This is a genomic window from Vibrio sp. 2-1-2a (assembly GCF_032648565.1).
In the GTDB taxonomy this organism is placed as follows: Bacteria; Pseudomonadota; Gammaproteobacteria; order Enterobacterales; family Vibrionaceae; genus Vibrio; species Vibrio diabolicus.
In genome coordinates, this window is record NZ_WBOH01000008.1 from 36,728 (window position 1) to 60,742 (window position 24,015).

Consider the following 24,015-nt stretch of genomic DNA (forward strand, 5'->3'; position numbering starts at 1 on the left):
TCAGTACTTATCAGGTCTATATATTCGCTGTTGCAATTCTGTCCATAGCTATGTATATCGGATTTCAGACGATTTCTAATGTGCACTTTTATTTATATATTTTTCAGATCGTGTTCTTTATCGCGGCGTTAATTTTTTACATACCGATGTCTACGCTAATGACGAATTTAATTAACGGTATCTATAAAAACGGCCCCTAATGGGGCTTATTTAATAAAGAGTTTTAGAAATTGTGAGTTGTCTATGCTAAAGAAAATTAAACTAGAAAATTTCAAATCGTTCGGAGAGCCTCAAGAGATTGAATTAGCGCCATTGACTTTACTTTATGGCCCTAACTCGTCGGGTAAAAGTTCAATTATCCAATCACTTCTTCTTATAAAACAGTCTATGGAGAGTCGAAATCAACACGCGGCTCCGACATTTTCGGGTAATTTAGTAGATCTCGGTTCTTTTAAGACAGTTGTGCATAAGCATGATGCTGAAAAAGACATTTCCTTTGAAATTGAATATATGAGCTCGTTAGATATCGAAGAACACCGAGCTAAAACCTCTAATAACCCTGTATTTGGTAAACAAGACTTGAGAACGTTGAGGCTCCAGTACTCTAGCTATGAAGTCGGTTTGGAGAGTGTTAACTATCTGAAAGATATGTATTTCTCATGCTATCAAAACAACAGTATGAATAAGCTTGTTGAATTTGATATTAAAAATCTCAAGGGTAGAAAGTTTGGAGTGGATCGTGAATCAGCGTTTCATGTTGGTAATTATGGACAAGAAAGTCTTCGAAAATTTATCTTTAATAGAGTCAAGAAAACAAATAGTAAAGTAAACGAAAATCAGCTAATTAAAGCGTTGGAGGAAGAGTTAAACTTATCTGTCGATCTAAATCTTCCTGTTTACTCAATGTTTGCAGATGGCGGTGAACACATTAACTCTATCTTTAGTCAGATCTTTTCAGAAGTGAAGTTCAAATTTGAAGAGTTAAAGTATCTTGGTCCATTGCGAAGTGCGCCAAAGAGATTCTATAGCAACGTTAATGATGGTAGTGATAACATTGCACTGAAGCTAAGTGAAGAGCAAGACCAAGTTGTAGAAAAAATCAACTATTGGTTTGGTAAGTTCGAAATTCCATACAAACTGAGTGTGGAAGATGTTGGTAACTTAGTAACAGGTAAGATTTTATCAATTCAACTTAAAGATACTCGAACAGACACAGTGGTAACACCTGCTGATGTAGGCTTCGGTATCGGTCAAGTACTCCCAATCATCATTGAATCTTTGGTAAACAGAAATACAACCATTTGTGTTGAGCAGCCAGAGATTCATTTACACCCAAGGCTTCAAGCTCACCTTGCTGATTTGTTTATCGAATCGATTAAGAACAATAACCAGTGGGTTATTGAAACCCATAGTGAAGCTCTGTTACTTCGTCTTCAGCGAAGAATTAGAAACAAGAGCAGCGATATTTCGCATAAGCAAGTTAAAGTCTCATACGTAGATTGCTCTGAGTTGGGAGCTCAAGTTACTGATTTACCTTTGGATGATGAAGGCGACTTCCTTAAACATTGGCCTGATGGCTTCTTTGAGGAGCGTTTAACTGAGCAATTTGGAGACTAATAATGATCAACGATTTTCACTTTAGTCATGAGTTCTTAGGTTGCGATTCGCTCAAAGTTTCAGTTGTTAACGATGCGATTCTTGATGCTTGGCTGAACTATGGCTGTTTGATAGCTCCAAAATCTAAATTAGCTGACTATAGAGAATGGCTCGGCCTACAAGATGCAAAAAATCGTAAAAAGTGGAGCAATGCTCTTGCACACTATTTGATGACTGATATGACGGGCGACTACAAGTCTGTTTCGGAATTCACTCAGTTAAATGAGTGCTTTGACTACATTGACACTCATTGCGTCCCGACATTGTTGATTAATCAAGATGAGATGGCACATCTTAATCTTCCTAATGGTAGGCATGTTAGAAATACGGTTGAGATAGTTAACGTAAACAACTTTAGTGATTCACATTGTTTTCAAAAGTCAAAGAACTTAGAAAATCACAGTATACTTGCGGGTGAAAACATTAACGATGTTTGGAAAAAGCGATTTGCTAGTATTGCTAGCAAAACTAAGACGATCACGATCATTGACAGGTATTTTTCAAAAAACTTTGAAGAAGATATGAATGCGAGAGTAACGTCTATCGAAAGGTTTATCGACTTTTTAAGCCAAACTGGTAGAAAATATTCGGTTACTATCTTTTCGGATGGAGATGAGAAACACAGTGATAGACATAATGCTATAGCTAATTATGTTGACAGGACACTCTCCAATAAACCTAACTTCAGAGCGGCCATATCTTATTTTGAAGTAAGTTCTTGTGATGATTCGTTGTTTCAAAAAGAAGCGCATGATCGCTTTATTCAGTTCGATAGTTTTACGGTTCTACTTGGAACCGGTACGGCAATATTCAGGTCTTTCCCATTGAATGCGTGTAAATTTTCGTTTTATAGATCTGCTAAAGACCCCATGTTTTCCGTAGCACTTTCGACTATGGGAAAACGTAGAAAGTGGAAGCATACAGTGTGTTCTCAAATTCGATGAGATACTTTAATCCTTTGAGCTTGTACTTGGGTTTTGACATACTTTCCCTAATCCTAGGCGGACGAGTTAGAGTTTTGTAACTAACTCGTTTTTGTCCAAAAGCTTGCTGGCGTAGTTCAAAGCAGACACTTGCTTTGGGTTACTCGACTCCAAGTAACTTTATTGCTATGTTTCGCAAAATATATGGAGAATCTCCTGCGCGTTATTTTTCCAGATGCCGTGCAGAGTAATGTATTGATCGGCTGGGGTAAAAATGAAAACCAAAATAATAATGTCGTTTCTACTCGCTTCATTGTGTGTCAGTGTCAGCGCCAGTACGAATGAGCCGAAATACCATTCTGCGCTAACAGTCAAAACGGTATTCAGTGAAGACAGAGACAAGCCTGTAGAAGTCTACTACTGGTATCCCACAACGAACGGAAAAACCAACTTCACGTTTGGTAGGGGTAACATTTTTAAATCAGTCGAAACGCAGTTAGATGCCCCTTTAGCAAGTGGAAAATTTCCCGTTGTGCTTTTGTCGCAGGGCGGAACACGGTCAGCATTTTCTCATAGTGGTTGGATAGCTTCAGGCCTAGCGAAACAAGGTTATATCGTTGTTGTACCAAAGCCTCCTGCACCGAACGAAATCAATGCAGAAATGGCTGTTGATGAAATCACTTTCAGGACTAGTGATTTGGTGCTTGGGCTGAACGAATTAAGTTCGGTCGGGATACTGTCCGGAGGTGTAGATACTGATGAAGTGCAGGGTGTTGGCTTTTTTCTGGGTGGCACATCTATGCTGATGCTCTCCGGAGCGCAAATAAGCCCGGAAAAATATCGAACATCGTGTCACAACGTCACCAATGTAGACTGTCATTGGTTACGTGAAAATAACGTTGATATTACCAACATCCCGGATCAAAAATTCCCCCGATTTCAGTCTGAAAGCAAACTGAAATCGGTCGTCGTTATCAACCCTGAGCTAACGAAAACTTTTGTCCCTGAAACTCTGGCCTTGATGAACAATGCTATCACCGTGGTGACGCTTTCTGATCGGCTACATCCCGCACTGACACCAGCCGAATCACTTGTTGCTCTTCCCAATGTGACATTTCAAGAGATCCCCAGTGCGAGTCAGTTTAGTGCGTTCGCAGAATGTACTGAGCGTGGCATTAAAATTCTCGCATCAGAAGGGGAGGAAGCACTTTGCCAGGAGCGTGACGAGGTTTCCAGAAAGGACAATCATCAGCAAATTTTGGATGTAATTCTGGCTAGGTTAACAAAGTCATAAGAGTGCAACAATGAGGAGCTTTCTTACACATTGTGTGCTTGGACCAACAAAGCGAGAAGTAAGTTTTTGCTGGCTTATCCCTCCACCATACTGCAAGATTTACTAGTGACCGTATTATTTGCCTTAATTAAGTACTTGTCCCAGCATTTTAAAACTTAGAAGAACACACAAAATACCAACGATTTTCTTAAGAACTTTATTTGGGAAATACTCTGCGCAACGCACGCCAAGGCTAGTAGTTAAGTAGCTGCTAATGGAGAAGCTGATCATTGCAGGAAGGTATATGTATCCTAATACTAAGTTGTTCCAATCTGTGTTTCCCCATCCGTTTAACATGTAACCGAGGCTTCCTGATAGCGCTATAGGGAAACCTATCGCAGCAGAGGTGCCAATAGCTCGTTTTACCTCAAAATTTTGCTGGACGAGATAGGGGATGATCAAGCCCGCACCGCTTATAGAGACAAGTGCTGATACAGAGCCAATCACCGAGCCTACAGTTATATTACCGATAGCCCCATGTGGGTTCGGGTTGTACTCATTCTCAGTGTTGCGAAACATCTTATAAGCTACATACAGCATGAATACGCTGAAAAAACCTGCCAGATAGACCCCCTGTAAATACGATGCTACGAATGTGGCGCAAAATGTTCCGACTAGAACTCCGCTCAACATTTTTACTACCATTGTCGAGTCTACATTCTCTTTTTTGTAGTGAGCGCGCATGCTGCCCAATGTTGTAATAATCATTGAAGCCATTGATGTCCCTAACGCAAGATGGACCACTTCTGTATCAGCTATTCCCTGTAGTGAAAACAGAAACGCAAAAATAGGGACGGCCATTCCACCACCACCCACACCAACGAGTCCAGCGAGAAAGCCAATGCCCAAGCCTGCTGTAATGTAATAGATAATAAAGATAGGTTCGTTCATGATGGTTCTGCCTTCGATAAAATGGTCGTTGCTAAAATGTTACTCGAACGCTAACTTGCTATGGTAACGTTAAGAGGACAGAAAATAATGAATAATGGCCAAAATGGAATTGAGTAAATAAAGTGACAAACTCTGACTACAGCGAATGGAAAAATGGCGCCGCACTGATCGCTAAGGAGTGGCAGCATGAAAGGAGCGACTTCAACCATTTGGATCAACGGCCACATAATTGGCACAGCCATCATCGAGGCCAGTTACTGTGTATAGATGAAGGGCTAATACAGGTAAAAACCGATGAAGGAGCGTGGATACTACCACCTCACCGAGCTGGTTGGATCCCCCCGGGTGCGATGCACAGTGTTTATTTTTGTGGTTCTCTGAAAGGTCGTTCATTACTGTTTACTCCAGAGAGTTGTGAGCGGTTTCCAATGAGACCTTGTGTGATCCAAATGAGCGATGTCTTGAAAGCCCTATCGGTTAGGGCATCGATATGGAGCAAAACAGACGAGCTATCCATACAGTCTTTACGTATTCTTGCCGTAATATCCGATGAAATCGTCAATAGCCCTCATGAGTCACTCCATATCCCCCTGCCCAGAGATCCGAGACTGCAAAAAGTTACTCAAGCAATTTTAATAGACCCAAACAGCAAACATTCTGTGGAGCATTGGGCAAAGATCGGGGCAGTCTCATCTCGGACATTAAGACGATTGATTCGAAGTGAGTTAAACATGAGTTTTAGTGAATGGCGGCAACAAGCACTGCTAATACATTCGTTAGAAATGATGGCTCGCGGAGAATCTGTAGGAGCGGTTGCACATGCTTTGGGTTATTCGACACCCAGTAACTTTATCGCGATGTTTCGTCGGGTCTATGGCGATTCACCCACGCGTTACTTTTCGAGTCGTGGCATATAGTTGCCAAGAGCTTACCTAAATTAGGTTCGTTTTTATGTACTGAGGTTTTACATTCATTTACTCACCCAACATAAGCAAGTGCTTCTAGCTTCTTTCTGCCCAAATGAGCTGAAATCAATTTCGAAGTGGATAATTGGTTCGTCTCGAACGCTACCATCTTGAGTCGTAGAGCCTTGGTTATAGAAACCATTAACTCAGTTAGTGAAAGGAGATTCCTGCTCCCTACAGTGCTTCTCTCACCAGTCTTCTGTTTGGCTCATTATCGCTAACATCCAGACGCGAAATAGCATAAGATACACGGCCTTTACTAGCACTGAGCCACTCATCGTAATGACAGATAAAACACAGCAAGCGACATTTGCCGATCTTGGCCTGATTCCAACCTTAGTCGAGCGACTAGAAGCGTTAGAATACAGCCAACCGACGCCCATTCAATCTCATACCATTCCTTATATCCTTGAAGGGAAAGACATTGTTGGCGGTGCCAATACGGGCTCTGGTAAAACCGCTGCTTTTTCGCTGCCAATTCTGCAAAAAATTGTTCAGCAAAACGAAACAAATCATCGCCGTGGTAACTTCGTTTCTCACCTGATTTTAGTTCCAACTCGTGAGCTGGCATCACAGGTGGCATACAACGTCAAATCTTGCTCATACCATCTTAGAGATAAGATCAAAACGGTTGCCGTATTTGGTGGTGTATCGGTGAACTCACAAATGCTGGCGCTTCGTGGTGGCTGTGACATTATCGTAGCTACGCCGGGTCGATTACTTGATCTGGTATCCAGTAACGCGATTAAGTTGGACCAAGTAAAAACGCTCGTGCTCGATGAAGCTGACCGTATGTTGAGCCTCGGATTTACCGAAGAACTTAATAAGATTCTTGCGTTACTGCCAGAGAAGAAACAGACGCTGTTATTTTCTGCTACTTTCCCTGATAAAGTCACGACGCTGGCTCAGCAATTGCTCCGCGACCCTGTTGAAGTTCAGTTGCAGAGCGCAGAAGCCAGCACTTTGGTGCAACGCGTGTTTAGTGTAAATAAAGGTGAGAAAACGGCGGTACTCGCGCACTTAATCAAACAGCATCAGTGGCGACAGACTTTGATTTTCGTGAATGCTAAGAATGCCTGTAACCATTTAGCTCAAAAGCTGTCAAAACGCGGTATTACTGCTGAAGTTTTCCATGGTGATAAAGGGCAGGGCGCTCGTACTCGTGTCCTTGACGGTTTTAAGTCTGGCGAGATTCAAGTTCTTATTGCCACCGATATCGCAGCACGTGGCCTTGATATTGAAAAGCTGCCAGTGGTGATTAACTTCGATCTCCCGCGTAGTCCTGCTGACTATATGCATCGAATAGGGCGTAGTGGTCGTGCTGGTGAAGTGGGTCTAGGATTATCTCTTATCGATTACGATGACTATCACCATTTCAAAGTGATAGAAAAGAAAAATAAGTTCCAACTTGAACGTGAGCAGGTAGAGGGCTTTGAAGTGGAAGACGACCAAAGTGAAGCCTACTTTTTACCGATGAAGCCGCGTGCAAAGCCAGCAGGTACGGGTAAAAAGAAGAAAAAGCGTAATCAATAGAAAACGTAAACTACATGTGAGTTTACTTATGGGAGGCGCTGGAGAAGGGGGCGCACTAGCTTGAGTATTCTCTTCTAGCCATTTCTTTAAAGAACAATAGAGCCTTGCTGGAGCTACCAGTAGGGCTCTATTGCTTTTCAAGGTTATGTACTATCGACGCGTCGGACGTCCACGAGGTGAGCGTTTTTTAAATGCGGATGCAGCTTTAGCTTGTGACTTGAGGATAGAGTCAACGGTTAGCGGCATTGGCTCTTTAGGTTCAAGACCATGAGGGAACGTACGAGCTCTCGGTGGTAAATCATATTCTTCTTCACTTGCGCGTGGCATGCGCTTAAAGCGATAAAGGTAAAAATTTTCTAATTTTTCTCTCGCCCATTCGGTCTTCTTTAAATACTTCACACTACTTGCAATCGAAGGCTTAGTGTTAAAGCAATTAAAGCGCATTGCTGTATCTAGAATGTCCCAGCCATAAAAATCCACCAACTCTTGCAACATAGTTTCTAGCTTTAACCCGTACAGTGGGTTGTTTCGTTGCAGTTCGATTCTTTCTTCGTCAGTCATCATTTTAGGGGCCTTACTCATCAAAGGGTGGAGTTTAGCAAACTATACATTACAGAGATATCTATAGTTAGGCAGCGATGGTTTGGGTTGCAACTCGATTTGATGTTGTTAGTGCGTACTTGCATGAGCAAAATTAACCAATTACCTGTGTGAATTCAGACACGTTTTTCTACCTTGAAAAGCACAGGTGGAGTTACGACTGTTCCTCTTCTTGAATTGCTGTTCAAAAACTCTCACTAAAGATCAGCGTACTCTAATGTAATGTTAAATCTTTGTGTAATAAGTGAGATTTTTGTTGCTCTTTTACTAATGTCTAATATTCCTACCGATAGAAACACATGCTTAATAGGGTCAAATCAAAAATTAGCCATACCACTTTCTTGGTGTGGCCTCGATGTTTGATGTGGGTGTTGTCTCGTATTGGTCTGTATACCAAGCGAAACTCTAGTTGGCATAGTTCAACGTTGAAATATAACAAAGGATAGCTCAATGTCTGACTCAAGTAAGACCTTTTACAGGGATGTGCGCAAAAAACCGCATGAATTTGAAAGTCGTGAAGACTTTCTAAACCATGATTTAACTATCATGAGCTTTCGTCGCTGGGGTATTCATTTGCCATCACGTGATTACAGTATTGAAATCGAAGACTGGGTGCCTGCATTAGCCGCAACCATTGGTAAAGTGGTGATGGTCACCGCTATGGTTGCTGCCTTTGCTGCTCAGTTCGGTTTATCTCCGGAGTTCGTTGCAGAAAACGTGCGTTACGAATTGCTTATCGCGGGTGCTCTGTTCGTTATTTTGTTTTCTGCCATCCTAAACCCGAATGCAAACCTAGCCGGTACCCACGGCCCAATGATACCGCTGATTCCCATGATTGCTGCTGCAGGAGGGCATCCTCTGGCGCTTGGCTTGATGGTATGTGCTTTTGGCTTAATTCTCGCTTTGACTAAAGGCGGTTCTAAACTCATGACCTTGACTGGCATTGGGGTTCGAGGAGGGTTATTGATCTACCTAGGCGCTGTTGGGTTGCTCGGACAAATTAATAAGACTGAGGCGTGGGCTGCAAGTACAGACCAAGGTTACATTTCGTTTGTGGTCATTGGTCTAACGGTTATGGTTTATGCCTACCTAGCTAAGATCAACAAGCGTTGGTTGGCAATCCCACTGTGCTCTGCACTCGCGGGTATTGTTGCTTATTTGATGGGCGCTGAGTTTGCTTTTACCACAGAACCGGGCTTGCCTAATTTCAGTCCATTCTACTGGTGGGGTGAAGATACAGGCTGGCAACTAGGTTGGCCAACCTTAGAGCACTTTATTGCCGTGACTCCATTTGCGCTACTGGCAGTCGCTATGTGGTCCCCTGATTATCTCGGCCATCGTGTGTTCCAAGAACTTAACTACCCAAAAGAAGCGAAAGGCGTACTCATGGATGTCGACGACACGATGGTCGGAGCGTCTGTTCGTCAGGGGGTTGGCTCACTCTTAGGGGGCGGTAACTTAGCTTCTTCTTGGGGGACGTACATGATTCCAGCCGCAATTGCTAAACGTCCTATTCCAGGTGGCGCACTGTTAACGGGTTTCATGTGTATTGCCGCGGCGGTAATTGGTTACCCTATGGATCTAGCGATGTGGGAGCCTGTTCTGCGTGTTGCTTTGATTGTCGGTGTATTCTTACCACTTTTAGAAGCGGGTATGCAGATGATCCACAAGCATAAAGATTCACTCAGTGCAGGTATCTGTATTTTTGCCTGTGCATTCGTTAATCCAGTCTTTGGTTGGGCAATCACGATGCTACTGGATAACCTTGGACTTATCGGCGACCATGAGCGTGCCAACGAACTCTCGCGAAAAGATAAATACCTGATTCCTGGCACTGCATTTATCGTTTGTGCAGGTTCGCTTGCTGTCGTTGGTCAGCTTCCGGGTATTCCTGCTCTGATCGGTTAATCGAATTATGTTCTAAAGGACTAGTTGGAGTGGTAAGTAAGATGGCTTTCTCAAGCTATGCCTATTTCTCAAAAGTAAAAGGTTTGGACTGTGCAGTTAAGCCTTCAAAGCGCATGTAGGGAAAGTAAGGCTCAAACAAAAAGCTACCTAGTAATAGGTAGCTTTTTGTATAGACATTTAGCCTACGAAGTCGTGACTAAATAATTGATTCAATACCATATTTTTCGCCGTAGTGTTCAACGACAAAATCAATGTCTTTGTCACCGCGACCGGATAAGTTGATCAGAATTGAGCCAGTTTCTCCTTGCTTCGCGAGTTTAATCGCGTAAGCGACAGCGTGTGCGGATTCAATCGCTGGAATAATCCCCTCTTCGCGAGACAGTTCAAAGAATGCATCAATCGCTTCGTCATCGGTGATTGAGCCGTAATTGACACGGCCAATGTCTTTTAAGTAACTATGCTGAGGCCCAACCGAAGGGTAATCCAAGCCACTTGCTACAGAGTACACTTCTTGAGATTCGCCTTGCTCATCTTTGAGCATGTAAGACTTAAATCCGTGCATAATACCTGGCTCACCAAGTGTGAGTGTTGCAGCATGCTCGCCAACCTTTTGCAAAGAGCGGCCCGCGGGCTCGACGCCGTGAATAGCGACTTGTTCATCGTCTAAGAAAGCAGTAAATAGCCCCATCGCGTTAGAACCACCTCCAACGCATGCGACGAGATTATTGGGTAACTTGCCTGTCATTTCTTTGAATTGAACTCGTGCTTCGTTACCGATAATTGATTGGAAATCTCGTACCATTTTAGGGAATGGGTGAGGGCCAACGACAGAGCCTATCGCATAAAGTTGTGTGTCAGGATCTTTTAAGTAGGCTTCGAAGGCAGAATCAACCGCTTCTTTGAGAGTCTTGCGCCCGTGAGTGGCAGGGATGACATTGGCACCAAGGATTCTCATACGGACGACATTCGGGTGCTCTTTGGCAATATCAACTTCACCCATGTAAATATCGCACTTTAAGCCGACCAGTGCGGCGGCTGTCGCAAGCGCGACCCCATGTTGCCCTGCGCCAGTTTCAGCAATCAGTTTCTTCTTACCCATCTTTTTAGCGAGAATGGCTTCTCCTAAGCAGTGGTTAATTTTATGTGCGCCTGTATGGTTTAAGTCCTCGCGCTTTAGGTAGATGTCTGCTCCGTATTTCTTAGACAAGTTTTCCGCATGGAAGATTGGGCTAGGTCGTCCAACAAAGTGCTTATACAGGCGAGCAAGCTCCGCTTTAAATTCAGGATCTTTGCTGCATTCCTCATAAGCTGCGTTGATGTCACGCATGATTTGTTCAAGCTCCGGCGGCACGAAGCTACCACCGTATTCACCAAAGTATCCTTCTTCATTGGGCATGGTGAGATCAAACGAGTTTTTCATTATTTACATCCTAGTTAACGAAAGTATTGATACTTTTATACCCAAAATTTGGAAGAGGTTGTGTGATCAGTTGCTTAAATCAGAATTCGCGATCTAGTGAACTAGTTAAAAAGTACAATTTGTGTAGTTGTTAACGGGTTGGATACAACATAAGGTGGGGTTTAAGAGGCGCAAAAAAGCCCCGAGAGATCCTAGGCTGTCATAAGAACCTCTCGAGGCAAACAGAGTGCTGGAAATACACTCTGCGATGGTGTCTGGAAACAAAAGTTAGATTCGTTTCCTTTGCCAGATATTAGGGTTTTAGAATGAGCTGATGTCAGCGAAATGTCACAAGTTAATCGCGGTATCTAAAGCTTATTTTTTATTTTTGAACAATGGGTTAGAAAATAGACTACAACAGACTAACCTACCGTGTGTTCTGCATCTTTTAAATTGAACATGATCTTTCTTTGTTTCGAATCGACGTCTTTAACCAACACGTGCACTTTAGTCCCGAAAGTAAACGTGGTGCTCTGGCTGGAAATTTTTTGTTTGACTGCATCAAATTCGAACTCACCATTTTGGAAACTTGATAAAGGAATGAGACCTTCGATTCGGTTTTCCTCTAACTCAACAAATACCCCGAAGTGTGTGACTCCAGACACCGTCCCCATGAAGTGTTGCCCGATAAATGGCTTCATGTAATGACATTTCAGTGCTGACTCAACCTCTCGACTCACTTCATCTGCCTGACGAGATTGATGCGAACAGTGCACGCTCAGTTGCTCGATTACTTTTGTATCGTAAGGGTAGTTGTTCGCAGCACCTGTCAATTGACGAATAGGTTTTAGTTTCATGAGCAGACTGCGTAGCTTGCCTGTTTTTTGCTCTCGAAGTTTAGCGCGAATGGCGCGGTGAACGAGTAAGTCTGGGTAACGACGAATTGGCGAAGTAAAGTGTGCGTATGCGTCATAGGCTAAACCGAAGTGACCCATATTCTTCGGTGAATACTCGGCTTGACTCTGAGAACGTAGCAGTAGGGTACGAATCACATCACACTCATCTAAATCTTGTACTTGTTCCAGTAATGCGTTGTAGTCATGAGAAGTTGGTTTATCACCACCCGCAAGCGTTAGCCCTTTGTCTGCAAGCATCATTCTTAATGAAGACAGTTTTTTCATCTGAGGACCGGAGTGCACACGGTATAAGCTCGGTATTTTTTGTTGCTGCAAAAATTGAGCGGTGGCAACGTTGGCACACAGCATGAATTCTTCGATCATTCGGTGGGCATCATTTCGAACTACAGGAACGATGGACGCGATTTTCTTTTTATTGTTTAACGTGAATGAAAGCTCTTGCGTGTCAAAATCAATGGCACCACGGACTTGACGTTGACCAGATAGGTTCAAATACAAGCGATGGAGATTCACCAGATGCTGTTTGATGTTTTGTTTTGGGTTCTTACCTTGGTATTTTTTTGCTTCCGTTGATTGGGAAACAATGCGGTAAGCTTCGTTATAAGTTAAACGAGCATGCGAGTGAATGATCCCTTCAGAAAACTCTGAATCTAGCATGTTACCTTCGTCGTCAAAGGTCATCTCACATACCATAACCAATCGGTCTTCATTCGGGTTAAGCGAGCACAAACCGTTAGATAATGTTTCTGGTAGCATTGGTACAACGTATCCGGGAAAGTAAACAGACGTTGCACGAGATTGCGCCTCAAGATCTAAATGGTCGTTTGGCTGAACGTAGTGAGATACGTCTGCAATCGCAACGAATAACTTCCAATGCCCATTGTCCATTTGGTATGCGTAAACGGCATCATCAAAGTCTTTCGCGTCGTCCCCGTCGATAGTGACGAACGGTAAATCTCGATAATCCACTCGTGACGTTTTGTCTTTTTCTTCTACGTGATTGCCAAATGCGGAAGCAGCGTGAAGAACTTCATCATCCCAATGGTCATTGATGTCATGTCGACGTAACGCCAATTTAACTTCAATCCCTGCTTCTCCCGGACGCCCTAATACTTCTGCCACTTCAACTGTTGTTGATTGTCTGTGATCTGGATAGGCCGTGACTTTACAATGAACGAGTTTACCGGCATTTTTGGCGATAAGATCATTTGGTGTGACATGAATGGTTGGAGTCAGTTTCGCGCTTTCTGGCACTAGATAGAAGTTCGAACCTTTTCTCTTTAACAAGCCCACGATGTGGGTTGTTTTTCGTTCCACTATTTTGATGAAACGATGATTTGAGCGTCCTTGATGCTGAGCATTGCCTTTCAGAACCAGTACGATATCGCCATCAAACACATGAGTAAGTTGGTGTTTAGGTAAGAAAAGGTCTTTTTCATTACTGTCGTAAGTGACAAAACCAAAGCCGTCTGCGTGAATGCTGACCTTTCCAGAAACCAAAGCGGTTTGATCGACTTTTTTATAACCACGGCGATGCGTGAAAATCAACTGGCCATCGCGCTCCATAGCGCGTAAACGTTTTTTTAAAGCGTCTTTTTGTGGTTTCTCATCTAAGCCAGTAGAGCGAGAAATTTGCTCGTGACTTAAGTGATTTTTGACTTTATCGAATAGGCTAAGGATAACGTCTCGGCTAGGGATAATGTGCTCGTAATTATTAGAATTTATTGATTGTGCGGATATATTTAATTTCATTTTTTTCTCTTATATTCGCCAATCGCTTTTATTTTATAAACTTTATTTATATGAGCAAAGCATGAGGCGAAGTGATTCAGATATGAATCAGATTAATTTAACTCCAAACTGGAATTGCAAGGTAGGTAGTGTGATTACCTAAAGATGTATACCAAAGTGACTTTATTGAAAGTGATTAATGACGGCGTGGGAGAGGTAAGTGATTTGGGTATATAAACTTAGATAGAGAATAGTAAGGGCGGTAATAAGTGGAAGGGGATGGTGGCACCAACAACATTGATGCCACACAAAGAATTACAGTGCAGTTACTTCAGCAGCTTGTAAACCTTTGTTACCTTGTTCAACAACGAACGATACTTTTTGGCCTTCAGTAAGAGTTTTGAAGCCTTCAGAAACAATAGAACGGAAGTGAACGAATACGTCATCACCGCCATTGTCTTGAGAAATAAAACCAAAACCTTTAGTTTCGTTGAACCATTTTACTGAACCAGTTAATTTATTAGACATAGATACCTCTATATTTGATTGTTTTAAATATTGAATTTTTAGCTAATATCAAGTGCTACTATATGATTTTAGAGATAACTATTTTGTCGCAGGAACGTAAACGAGGAATTCGATGTGGAACTGAGAGAAACTTTGATCTTTAATTACATTAATAGCTCTTTCCGTAAGAGCTGATGTGCAGTATACCGACAAAATTAATAAAGGCTAGCCTTTTCTTTTTTTATTTTTTAAGTACACCAAGCGCATTGCTTTCAAAGCATACGCTTGGTGTATAAGACGGCATGGTGTTATAGATGGTGCTGAGCGCTTAGTGTGTTCTGGTTGAGCCGTTACGAACGATGTCTTTACCATTGTCATATACGTGCTGCGAAACCCAGCGGCCAAGTAGCAATTGGTGCTTTTCTCCTAATACGGCAACAAATGGACGGCCATCGGTATTAGAGGTGGCTAGCGCAACGCCAGTGACACCTTCAAGACCCAGAGCGCCGCTTTCTACTAAATGCAGAAATGCCTCTAACTCTTCAATCGTTTCGATTACATGGTTATCAATATTCATTGTATTCAATCTCTTCGAATTGCATTGCGGTCGCGTACTCTACCTAAGTTAAGCGTGGAAACCAAGTTTCTGCGTGAGTCATGTAATGAGAGAGCCTCGTCCTGCCACTAATCATCGATAGTTAGTCTCGATAGTCCGGAACTTGTCTAGATTCAATAAAGGTGAAAACCCTCGCTGGTTAGACATGAGTCACATAATGTTGTCTGGTTTATGTCAACAATACTTTTGCTATTGGATGGGGTGAAGGGGAGTGCAATAATTTGTGAAACTCTCTTTTCCTAAAGGCTGTTATGAAGAAAGTCCTGATTACCGGTTTTGAACCTTTTGGTGGTGACACCATTAACCCCGCCTTAGAAGCGGTGAAGCGATTAGAGGCTGCGGCAATAGAAGATGCCATGATCGTTACTTGCCCAGTTCCTGTGATTCGGCATGAATCAGTGAATACCGTTATTGATGCAATAGAAGCACACCAGCCAGATTGTGTGATTACCGTTGGGCAAGCGGCCGGACGCGGCGCGATCACCCCAGAGCGTGTCGCAATTAATGTGGATGATTTTCGTATTCCAGATAACGCTGGTCATCAGCCGATTGATGATCCCGTAGTGGCTGACGGCCCAGATGCTTACTTCTCGACGCTGCCGATAAAGCGTATTGTTCAAACGCTGCAAAAGCAGGGGATACCTAGCCAGATTTCCAACAGTGCCGGAACATTTGTATGTAACCACCTTTTTTATGGCATCCAACATTATCTAAAAGACAAACCTATTCGTCATGGGTTTGTTCATATCCCATTATTGCCAGAACAAGCAGCAGATGGCAGTCAGCCTTCTATGTCTCTGGAGATGATAGTCGAAGGGCTAAGGCTGGTGGCTCAAGTTTGTATTGCCAATGAAAACGACATATTGGTCAGCGGCGGGTCGATTTGCTAGTAAGTGTTTTACAGTCCACTAAGTGTCTGAAAGCTAGTAATAAGTTCATCGTTTGATGTTGTAATAAATGTTAGCTTTGTCAAATTTCACAAGTAGCGAAAGGAGTAGCATTGAATAGTCAGGTTGGATGTTGTTCAAACTGGCACTCCCCTAATACAGGAGGTGTTAGGGGCTACCCTTACGAAAGGCGAGTTATCATGAAAAGCAACAAAAGTAAGTCTATCGCACTTATCTCTGTCGTTGTTTTCGCATTGGCTATCGCTGCGCTTAAATTCGAAAACACACTCGGAGTTCTTCCCATCGTAGTCGCTATTATCGCGTTTTTTACCTGCGTCATTTACACCAGTATGTATCTTTCTGATATGAAGCGTTCAGAGTTGATAAGTCACTCTGATCATTCTCAAAAAATGTGTACCCACGCATCACGCAATGAGCTTGATGAGCGCGATAAAAAGCGTTGAAGCGAGTCACATTCTCCGTATACTTTGCGGGAGCATTAATGCACTAACGTGTCGGAGATAAGCATGTCAAATCGAGTACCAACCAACATACTGACCGGATTTTTGGGTGTCGGTAAAACGACCACGATTTTAAATCTACTGAAGAACAAACCGGAAAACGAAAGCTGGGCGGTTTTGGTCAATGAATTTGGTGAGATTGGCATCGACGGTGCATTGATGACCGACCAAGGTGCGCTGATTAAAGAAGTGCCGGGTGGCTGTATGTGTTGTACGGCGGGCGTGCCAATGTCGGTCGGTATTACCGCGTTACTGCGCCAAAAACCGGACCGTTTATTGATTGAGCCGACAGGCCTTGGTCATCCAAAACAGGTTATCGCGACGCTTACCTCAGAACAGTATGAACCTTACGTTGATCTAAAAGCGACGATCGCTCTGGTTGATCCGCGTAACTTAAGTGATGAAAAGTACCTTTCTAACCAAAATTTCGTGGACCAGTTAGACAGTGCAGATGTGGTTATAGGCAGTAAGGTTGACCTTTGTACCAGTCACGACATTGATGTGTTTAATGACTGGGTGACGGACCAATCTCCCTCAAAAGTATTCAGTAAGCTTATTCATGATGGTGAGTTACCGATAGAAGTCTTGGATATCGAACGGGTTTACGGCAGCGCTTCTTCCCATATCGAGTCACATCATCATGACCATGCTCACCAAGAGCCTCAATTCCAGTTGCCGCCAGGTGAAGCCTTTGTGCGTAAAGAGAACAAAGGGCAAGGGTATTTTAGTTGCGGGTGGTTGTTTGGGGCAGAGTACACGTTTGATTTTGATAAACTCTTCTCAATGCTTTCGGACTTAACGGCGGAACGTGTTAAAGCGGTGGTCAACACGGATCAGGGGTGTTACGCGTTTAATGTTGCCAACCGAGTCGTGTCGGTGAATGAAATCAGCTTAGAAGGGTTTGAATCACGATTAGAAGTGATAGATTCTCAGCTGTTGCCATGGGATGAACTTGAGCAAATTCTCCTTCAGTTGTCTGGCATCAAGCGTTAAATCGAACAAATGTTAAACGGAAACGGTGAGCCAGCAATCTGTCTGCGTTCGCCGTTTTTGCTTTTGTAGCGTTTCAATGAGAAAAGTGAGATAAATCACTCAAATTCGGGTATAGTGCACGGCTAAATTTTTAAAGCTATTTTTAGTGGTTTGTTTAAGGAATACGCTCAATGTCATTTTCATCTCAAGGTTTTGCGCCAGAAGTGGTTAAAGCACTGGCAGAATGCGGTTATGAAAAGTTAACGCCAATTCAACAGAAGGCGATTCCAATGGCTCGCAAAGGCCATGATATTTTCGCTACAGCACAAACAGGTACTGGTAAAACGGCTGCGTTTTCTCTGCCTATGATTCAGCAGTTGTTAGACAGTAACCGTAGCGCTTCTCGTAAGACTGCTCGTGCACTTATCTTGGCTCCAACTCGCGAGCTTGCTGAACAAATTGCTGACAACATCAAAGCTTACACGAAGTACACCAATCTGTCGGTGGCGGCGATTTTCGGTGGCCGTAAAATGTCTTCTCAGGTTGCGGCACTGGAAAATGGTGTTGATATCCTTGTGGCTACACCTGGTCGATTGGAAGAGCACATCGAACAAGGCAATGTCTCGGTGGCGCACTTAGAGTTTTTGGTGTTTGATGAAGCAGACCGTATCTTGGATATGGGTTTTATTCATGCAGTTCGTAAGATCATGCTGGATGTAGATACAGACCCACAAATCATGATGTTTTCGGCAACGACTTCAAGCCAGCTAAATCTGTTAGCGAAAGACATTCTGCGTAAACCAAAACGTATCGAAGTAGAGCGTGCAAATACTACGGCACAAACAGTTGCTCACGTGCTATATCCAGTTGATCAAGAGCGAAAAACAGAACTGCTTTCAGAGCTAATTGGTCGCAAAAACTGGAAACAAGTGTTGGTATTTGTGAACTACAAAGAGACCGCAAACGAAGTGGTAAAAGAGCTGAAACTTGATGGTATCAAAGCGGTGGTTTGTCATGGTGACCGTGCTCAAAGTGCTCGTCGTCGTGCGCTAGAAGAGTTCAAGTCCGGTAAAGCACGTGTCATGGTGGCTACCGATGTCGCTGCTCGAGGTCTAGATATTGAAGACTTACCTCACGTTGTGAACTATGACATGCCTTTCCTAGCGGAAGATTACGTTCACCGAATTGGTCGTACGGGCCGTGCAGGTAAACAAGGTCATGCTGTTTCATTTGTAAACCGAGATGAAGAGCTCACGGTGGTTCAGGTTGAAAATCTAATCCAGCAACGCATTCGCCGTATTGAGCTTGCAGGCTATGAACCAAAACAGCGTGAATCTTACATTGAAAAGCTGCACTCAAAACCAGCATTCAAGAATCGTCAAGGTCGTCGTAATAATCCGAACCAGTCAGCAACAGACCAAGGGTCGGCAGAGCGTCGTCTTGCTATGGTGAAGCGCCTGAAAGCGCGTCGTGGCGCAAAGTAAATTACATCAGTTTGTGATGAAAAGAGCCCCTCAATTGAGGGGCTCTTTTTGTTTGCCGTTTCGTGTTAATTTAGGCCAAGCATATTGGGTTCACCACGATAAATAATGCGATCGTTTCCTCGGTGAATACCAAACGTAACAATGACGGGTGGGTTTTCCTCTTCACTTGTAGAGCTATCCCAGTCGTATTTCAGCCAAGGGATGCGATTGCCTGAGCTGTCTAAATCTAGGTGGAATTGTATTTGCTCGCGCGCTGAGTCAATTTGGCTTGCAACGATATCGGTCATTCTGCCAATACTCATCGTTCCAACGCCAGAAAGCAGGGCGTTGTTTGCTGGCGCATGCGACCAAATTGGCGTGCTGAAGTAATATTCACCATTCGCCGTTGTTGAGCTGTCATCGAAGTTAGTCGTAAATCGACCGTTTTGCCAAATTTCCACATCAAGTGGCACTTTGATCACCATGCCTTGGTTGCCACCTACATCTTGAAAGTTCAAACGACCGAATCGAATGTCCGGTTGTTGAGTGAGCATTTCGCTGTTATCAAAGAAATTTACCTCATCAACGGCTTTAGTCGTGACTATACCTATTTTGCTGCTGTCACTGTTAGTCCCTTTATTAAATGGGCCATCAGGATATTGTTTATCGGTCGTGTTCTTTTTCCAACATGGGCTATTGTTACAAGTCGCATTGGTCGAGGGCTTCTCGATCACAAACGTTCCAATACTCGCGTTACCCAGTAGTTTCCAGTCTACCTTCTTAGGCTTAGGCGGCAAAAACCGATCGGAGTATGAGCTTAGCTCGCCTAAGTCGAAATGTTGTTGAAGGTTAGATGAAAAGTGGACGTAGTTCTTCACGTTTTCCTTATTCGCATTGAGTGCGACAACATCGTAAGTGACTTTCTCAAAAGGTTGATTCATGTAAGCAAAAGTTTGGCCATGTGGGTAGTGCCATTCTTGGTCTTGCACTTGAAAATATTTTGGGTAAAAACGACCGATGTAACGATAGCCTTCGTTAACAGTCATATCTAGATATTTACTTTCTAGGTTTGCTTTTACTCTCAAGCTCCCGACTTCTTCCCAATATAATCCATTAAAGACGAATTGATCATTCTTGGCTGAATTATGCGCTTGAGCCAGTGAGTAACTACTTTTTAGCAATTTCGAGGTTTGGTTCGCTGTCTCTGATGGCGTATGTTGCTCACTCGACAAGACAACGGATGTTGCTGGAGCGTCATCAAGCATAAAATTACGGGTGATAGAGGCATCACAATAACGTGCTGATTCAACAGAACCACTTACAGAGCCGTCAGTTTGCCAAATGATCGGCTTCACTGTTAGAGAGAAAAGTTCTCCGGCGGCAATAAAACCATCTCCTTGTTCAGAGGTGCCAGAAGGCAAAGCACGTTGGTTGTCACAAATAGCGAGTGTCCATGGTCGCGAGTACACATTAAATGTCCCTTTCACTTCCACTTTGCCTTCTTCTGGGCACTCTTCAAATCCCTCACATTCAAAATGATCGGATAATGTCACTTCAAATATGCCGGACTCGTTCGTGATAAGACCATGCTCAGACAAGCCGTCTTTAAATTCCGCTGAATAGCTAAAGTTTCCTTCACTTCCTCCTAATGGTTGAACCAATGGATGAAAAATCTTAGGAGTACCATTGTAGTTGCTTGCGACTACAGGTTCGCCGGTGGAAGCACAAGCAAGCAATCGCGTATGCACGTTTTCTGGTTTACCTGCAATAACGCGTATTTCATTTAAAGCTGCGCTTTTCGTCTTTGAGTAGGCCTCAAACATATATGGCGTAAACATAAAGCTAACCGTTTGATGCTTGCTGGTGTCTTCTGCCATAGTGAAAGTCAGCGTGTAGTTCGTATCTAACGCGATGGTATCAATATCGTTCGGGACCACTCGAACAACGAGCTTACCATTGTCGTCAGACATAAATTGGTTTGCTTTTAATGTCTGCTGACCTTTGACCACCTCTAAAGTGAACAAGTCAGGGTGTGATAGGGCAGCACTGACTTCTGCGCTTACAACTTCTCCATTATTGGTTGTTGTTGCTATAAATTGCGGAAGATTGTCGCCGCACATCAGTGCCATATCGTCCGATGGTGTGACGCTTAGGTCGAAGTCGTTCTCTGATGGAGGTTGCATGCTGCAATTCGGAACATCTTGAGGGGTGATCGGACAGAGCTGAGAAGAGTAGTGACAATCAGTGTCGCCCAATCCACAGTATTGCGTGTATTTGTTGTCTTGTACTTTCGTTTGTGCACTTCCTGGCGTTTGTTGGATTTCACCACAAACTTGACTTGGCTGATTTGGAGCGTTGTTGAAGTTCAATGTTTGGAAGTATTTAATTGCTGTAGTAGAGCCATAGAACGAACCGTTCAATGCGGCAGATGCTCCTTTAGTCTCAGTAGTGCCGTAAACCGCCATGTCATCAATAAGCAGAGAACTGTGCGCCACAATGTCACCGACGACGAAATGTCGTTGGAAAGGGTTCTTCGTCTTGAGATGCAATTGATGGCCTTTTGATTCAATGGTGCCACAAACGTTAGCGTTGAATATATCGGTCGTACTGTGAGTCAAAATGTCACCAATAATGGTGTTGTACTCACCATCAATATGAAGGGCCTCACCTGTTAGCTATATATCCCCATCGATGAGAACGTTATTCAGCTTTGTTGGGTAAGCCGATAGAAGATCACCATAGATAACAGTGTGCTTGTTTTGGTAATCGTCAATGCTTGAAGCTTTCTCATTGTTAACCGTTAATCCGGTAGCGAGTGCGTGTAGAGAGATACGCTTATTGGGGTCACCAATCGTATTGTTCCCCTCTAACACAATGCCATAATCTGCTTTTAACGTTATCTCTTTTTCCGGTAATGAGGAGATAATTTTGTCACCTGCGGGTAGGACTATTTCCCCTGTACAGCGATAAGTCGTGCCATCGCTTTCGATACTAAAACTCTTGTGTGAGCAAAGTTTACCTAACTCAGATAGATCTTTGACGTCATAAGTGGTGGCGTGTGAGGCTAGCGGTAAAACAAGAACCGCAGCGAAAATACTGCAAAGACGCATCATCAAATGTCCTAAAAAAGTGGAACAAGATGGCATCAAGCGAGCGTGAGCAAATGCTCACAGAAGTTGAAATGTCGGCGGTGTTTTGGGTTTTTAATCCGCTTACTTATTGAACTTTGGCTATTTTTATTTCGTATGTCATACCAAAGCTTAGTGGCGTTATTAGAACGTAAGTATGAGATTAGTTCAATAGCTAAGTGTGACATGAGTCGCTTTATTCATGTAACTATTTGTTGATAAAAGATAATAATTAACCATGTTGATTCAGAACCAGTAGCTTGAGCGTCCTGATTCTGAACCGAACTTAATCCTAGGCTGCGTGAACAATGAGTGGGGCCATTTGATATAACTCTTCTAGTATGGCTTTCGTTTGTCTCGAATAGACCAGACGATCGCGATCGCCAACGAGTTGAATGGCTCTGACTTTACCTGCAACCAGGCATTGCCTAATGGTGCGTAGAACCATTTGGATATCAATTTCTGAGGTACCATCAAGGCTGTTTTTGGTTTTTAGGGAGCCAAGGTCGATACTGAGGATTATTTGGTCGCAATGGTCGAGGTAATTGCCGATCAACTGCTTTACATTATTGCGATGACGAAAAGAAAACTCTTTATCGGTTACCCAGTCACAACCTTGATCCTCCGCGTATTCCCACGTTTCTTGCTTTGTATCTTGTTCGCTAACACCAGCAAAAAATAATCGCACGTTTTGATAGCGAGAAAGAGCAAAATGGAATGCGGAGCCTAAACGTGGTTCAAGTGTTGGCTTCAAGTTCATGTCATGTCCAATATTTACCACACCCACTTCGTCTCGATAGGACACGACCACAGGCAACATGGACAAGATTGCCTCGGTACAGTTGGTCACTAAAACGGGAATAGAATGACGAGAAAGCGAAAGACTTAACGCTTCCTGAAACTCGCCATTTTCCAGCTTGTCGTGGTTGAAGTGACCAAAGTTTTCAGCGGTTTCATGATCATGCTGTTGGTATAGCCAATCGCTAGCATTTTCCAAACTTTGATCAGCTAATTCAAACGCGCCTTTAGACATGGGTGGCAAATACTCACACACTGTCATAAAAGAAAAAGGGTAATGCTGCGGCTGTTTCACGGTGTGGTGGAGTTTATAGCGTTTGAAAAAGCTTAACATGATGAATTACCTTTCTGGTGGTAGTGCCCTTGCCGCTTGCAACACATGCAAAATAATGCGCTGCTTATCCTTTTCGACTCGGTGGGCCGGAGCCATCACCGAGACCGCGCCGATCAGTTTGCTTCCTTTCATCACTGGTGCACTGATGCCAGAAACACCCGGGTCAATTTCAGAAGTACTGACGGCATATCCGTGTTTACGGATGGTTGTGAGCTCTTGTTCCCATTCGTCTCGTCGGTGATCTTGATTAAAGTATCTCAAGATTTTCTCGCATCGACTTTGAGGCATAAAAGCGAGCATCACTTTAGATGAGGCACCACGTAGCAGAGGTTGACTTTGACCCTGGACGAAGCTGCAACGTAGCGCCTGCATACTTTCTTTTTGTCTGACACAAAGCGCGCGATACCCTGCAGGTACCATATAAGCGGCCATTTCCCCTGTTTGTTGTACCAACCGAGCCAGTATGGTTTCGACCATATCTAACCCATGCTGTGCGGTCTCATAGCTATGCATGAGCAGCAATGCTGCCGGGCCAACGACAAATGTCTTGTCGTGTACGCTTTCTTCAATCAAGTTCCACTCTTTGAGCAGCTTCAAGTGTCGGTAGAGACTGCTCAAAGGAACGTTCAATTGCTCGCTTAGCGTTTTCGCAGAGACTGGGAATGGACTAACTGCAACTTGCATTAACAACTGCAGTGCTTTTTCGTTTACCTGGTTCGCATTAGCTTTGTTTGTCGTCATGAGAGTGTTGTAACGTGTTATATGAATTACGACAAATATAATTCTTAATCACTGAGAAAAGAAAAATAATTTTAATGGGTAATTCTCGTAGAGTGAGAATTTGACGACTGAGGGCTTACCTCGGTACCGATAGGCTCAAAAATGATGTCGTATTGACGTCTCAGGTTTGAGTCGTTTGATGCTAAATTGGAA

Annotated in this window: 18 protein-coding genes and 1 pseudogene; 10 read left to right on the top strand and 9 right to left on the bottom strand. The window is 43.4% G+C overall.

The window, feature by feature from the left end; all coding sequences use genetic code 11:
- Window positions 1-243 precede the first annotated feature (243 nt).
- The 3 genes from F7Y48_RS19095 to F7Y48_RS19105 all read left to right on the top strand — a co-directional run bounded on the left by F7Y48_RS19095 (window position 244) and on the right by F7Y48_RS19105 (window position 3,873).
- The gene (locus F7Y48_RS19095; RefSeq protein ID WP_047009889.1) at window positions 244-1,617 is read left to right on the top strand and encodes an AAA family ATPase; all 1,374 of its coding nucleotides are present in this window, start codon (window positions 244-246) and stop codon (window positions 1,615-1,617) included.
- A gap of 2 nt (window positions 1,618-1,619) precedes the next feature.
- Window positions 1,620-2,600, top strand: coding sequence for a hypothetical protein (locus F7Y48_RS19100; protein WP_047009888.1), 981 nt, complete (start codon window positions 1,620-1,622; stop codon window positions 2,598-2,600).
- 271 nt (window positions 2,601-2,871) lie between these two features.
- Complete coding sequence (locus F7Y48_RS19105) at window positions 2,872-3,873, top strand: alpha/beta hydrolase family protein (RefSeq protein ID WP_233059812.1); 1,002 nt, start codon at window positions 2,872-2,874, stop codon at window positions 3,871-3,873.
- 123 nt (window positions 3,874-3,996) lie between these two features.
- Here the strand turns inward: F7Y48_RS19105 and F7Y48_RS19110 are convergent, their stop codons facing one another.
- Window positions 3,997-4,803, bottom strand: coding sequence for a sulfite exporter TauE/SafE family protein (locus tag F7Y48_RS19110; protein ID WP_316685267.1), 807 nt, complete (start codon window positions 4,801-4,803; stop codon window positions 3,997-3,999).
- A 122-nt stretch (window positions 4,804-4,925) separates the two neighbouring features.
- Between F7Y48_RS19110 and F7Y48_RS19115 the strand changes: the two genes are divergently transcribed.
- Together F7Y48_RS19115 and F7Y48_RS19120 are read left to right on the top strand one after the other, a co-directional pair.
- Window positions 4,926-5,720: an AraC family transcriptional regulator gene (locus tag F7Y48_RS19115; RefSeq protein ID WP_203347327.1), complete on the top strand. Its 795-nt coding sequence runs from the start codon at window positions 4,926-4,928 to the stop codon at window positions 5,718-5,720.
- A 330-nt stretch (window positions 5,721-6,050) separates the two neighbouring features.
- The gene (locus tag F7Y48_RS19120; protein ID WP_316685268.1) at window positions 6,051-7,301 is read left to right on the top strand and encodes a DEAD/DEAH box helicase; all 1,251 of its coding nucleotides are present in this window, start codon (window positions 6,051-6,053) and stop codon (window positions 7,299-7,301) included.
- Window positions 7,302-7,451: 150 nt separating this feature from the next.
- Here the strand turns inward: F7Y48_RS19120 and F7Y48_RS19125 are convergent, their stop codons facing one another.
- Window positions 7,452-7,865: a VF530 family DNA-binding protein gene (locus F7Y48_RS19125; protein WP_316685269.1), complete on the bottom strand. Its 414-nt coding sequence runs from the start codon at window positions 7,863-7,865 to the stop codon at window positions 7,452-7,454.
- 486 nt (window positions 7,866-8,351) lie between these two features.
- Here F7Y48_RS19125 and F7Y48_RS19130 point away from each other — a divergent pair, with 486 nt between their 5' ends.
- Complete coding sequence (locus tag F7Y48_RS19130; RefSeq protein WP_005391067.1) at window positions 8,352-9,809, top strand: DUF3360 domain-containing protein; 1,458 nt, start codon at window positions 8,352-8,354, stop codon at window positions 9,807-9,809.
- A gap of 196 nt (window positions 9,810-10,005) precedes the next feature.
- Here the strand turns inward: F7Y48_RS19130 and trpB are convergent, their stop codons facing one another.
- The 4 genes from trpB to F7Y48_RS19150 form a co-directional block, all read right to left on the bottom strand.
- A complete protein-coding gene (trpB, locus tag F7Y48_RS19135) occupies window positions 10,006-11,229 on the bottom strand; it encodes a tryptophan synthase subunit beta (RefSeq protein WP_316685270.1) in 1,224 nt (407 codons plus the stop codon).
- A gap of 401 nt (window positions 11,230-11,630) precedes the next feature.
- On the bottom strand, window positions 11,631-13,877 hold the full coding sequence (gene rnr / locus F7Y48_RS19140) for a ribonuclease R (protein ID WP_316685271.1): 2,247 nt from the start codon (window positions 13,875-13,877) through the stop codon (window positions 11,631-11,633).
- A gap of 294 nt (window positions 13,878-14,171) precedes the next feature.
- Window positions 14,172-14,384 carry a cold-shock protein gene (locus F7Y48_RS19145; RefSeq protein ID WP_005375644.1) on the bottom strand — a complete coding sequence of 71 codons (213 nt, stop codon included), beginning with the start codon at window positions 14,382-14,384 and terminating at the stop codon, window positions 14,172-14,174.
- Window positions 14,385-14,691: 307 nt separating this feature from the next.
- The gene (locus F7Y48_RS19150; RefSeq protein WP_104972743.1) at window positions 14,692-14,940 is read right to left on the bottom strand and encodes a hypothetical protein; all 249 of its coding nucleotides are present in this window, start codon (window positions 14,938-14,940) and stop codon (window positions 14,692-14,694) included.
- Between the two features lie 290 nt (window positions 14,941-15,230).
- On the opposite strand from F7Y48_RS19150, the gene pcp reads away from it, so the two are divergent.
- The 4 genes from pcp (at window position 15,231) to F7Y48_RS19170 (ending at window position 18,843) form a co-directional block, all read left to right on the top strand.
- On the top strand, window positions 15,231-15,869 hold the full coding sequence (gene pcp, locus F7Y48_RS19155) for a pyroglutamyl-peptidase I (RefSeq protein WP_104972742.1): 639 nt from the start codon (window positions 15,231-15,233) through the stop codon (window positions 15,867-15,869).
- A gap of 197 nt (window positions 15,870-16,066) precedes the next feature.
- On the top strand, window positions 16,067-16,330 hold the full coding sequence (locus tag F7Y48_RS19160; protein WP_005391057.1) for a hypothetical protein: 264 nt from the start codon (window positions 16,067-16,069) through the stop codon (window positions 16,328-16,330).
- Window positions 16,331-16,393: 63 nt separating this feature from the next.
- Window positions 16,394-17,380 (top strand): CobW family GTP-binding protein, encoded by a 987-nt coding sequence (locus tag F7Y48_RS19165; protein ID WP_046873670.1) that lies wholly within the window; start codon window positions 16,394-16,396, stop codon window positions 17,378-17,380.
- 170 nt (window positions 17,381-17,550) lie between these two features.
- Window positions 17,551-18,843, top strand: coding sequence for a DEAD/DEAH box helicase (locus F7Y48_RS19170; protein WP_005386186.1), 1,293 nt, complete (start codon window positions 17,551-17,553; stop codon window positions 18,841-18,843).
- Window positions 18,844-18,908: 65 nt separating this feature from the next.
- Here F7Y48_RS19170 and F7Y48_RS19175 read toward each other — a convergent pair.
- The 3 genes and pseudogenes from F7Y48_RS19175 to F7Y48_RS19185 all read right to left on the bottom strand — a co-directional run bounded on the left by F7Y48_RS19175 (window position 18,909) and on the right by F7Y48_RS19185 (window position 23,823).
- Window positions 18,909-21,935: pseudogene (locus F7Y48_RS19175) on the bottom strand (DUF6701 domain-containing protein).
- 307 nt (window positions 21,936-22,242) lie between these two features.
- The gene (locus F7Y48_RS19180) at window positions 22,243-23,082 is read right to left on the bottom strand and encodes an arginase family protein (RefSeq protein ID WP_005391051.1); all 840 of its coding nucleotides are present in this window, start codon (window positions 23,080-23,082) and stop codon (window positions 22,243-22,245) included.
- Window positions 23,083-23,088: 6 nt separating this feature from the next.
- Window positions 23,089-23,823, bottom strand: coding sequence for an IclR family transcriptional regulator (locus F7Y48_RS19185; RefSeq protein ID WP_005391048.1), 735 nt, complete (start codon window positions 23,821-23,823; stop codon window positions 23,089-23,091).
- Window positions 23,824-24,015: the final 192 nt, after the last annotated feature.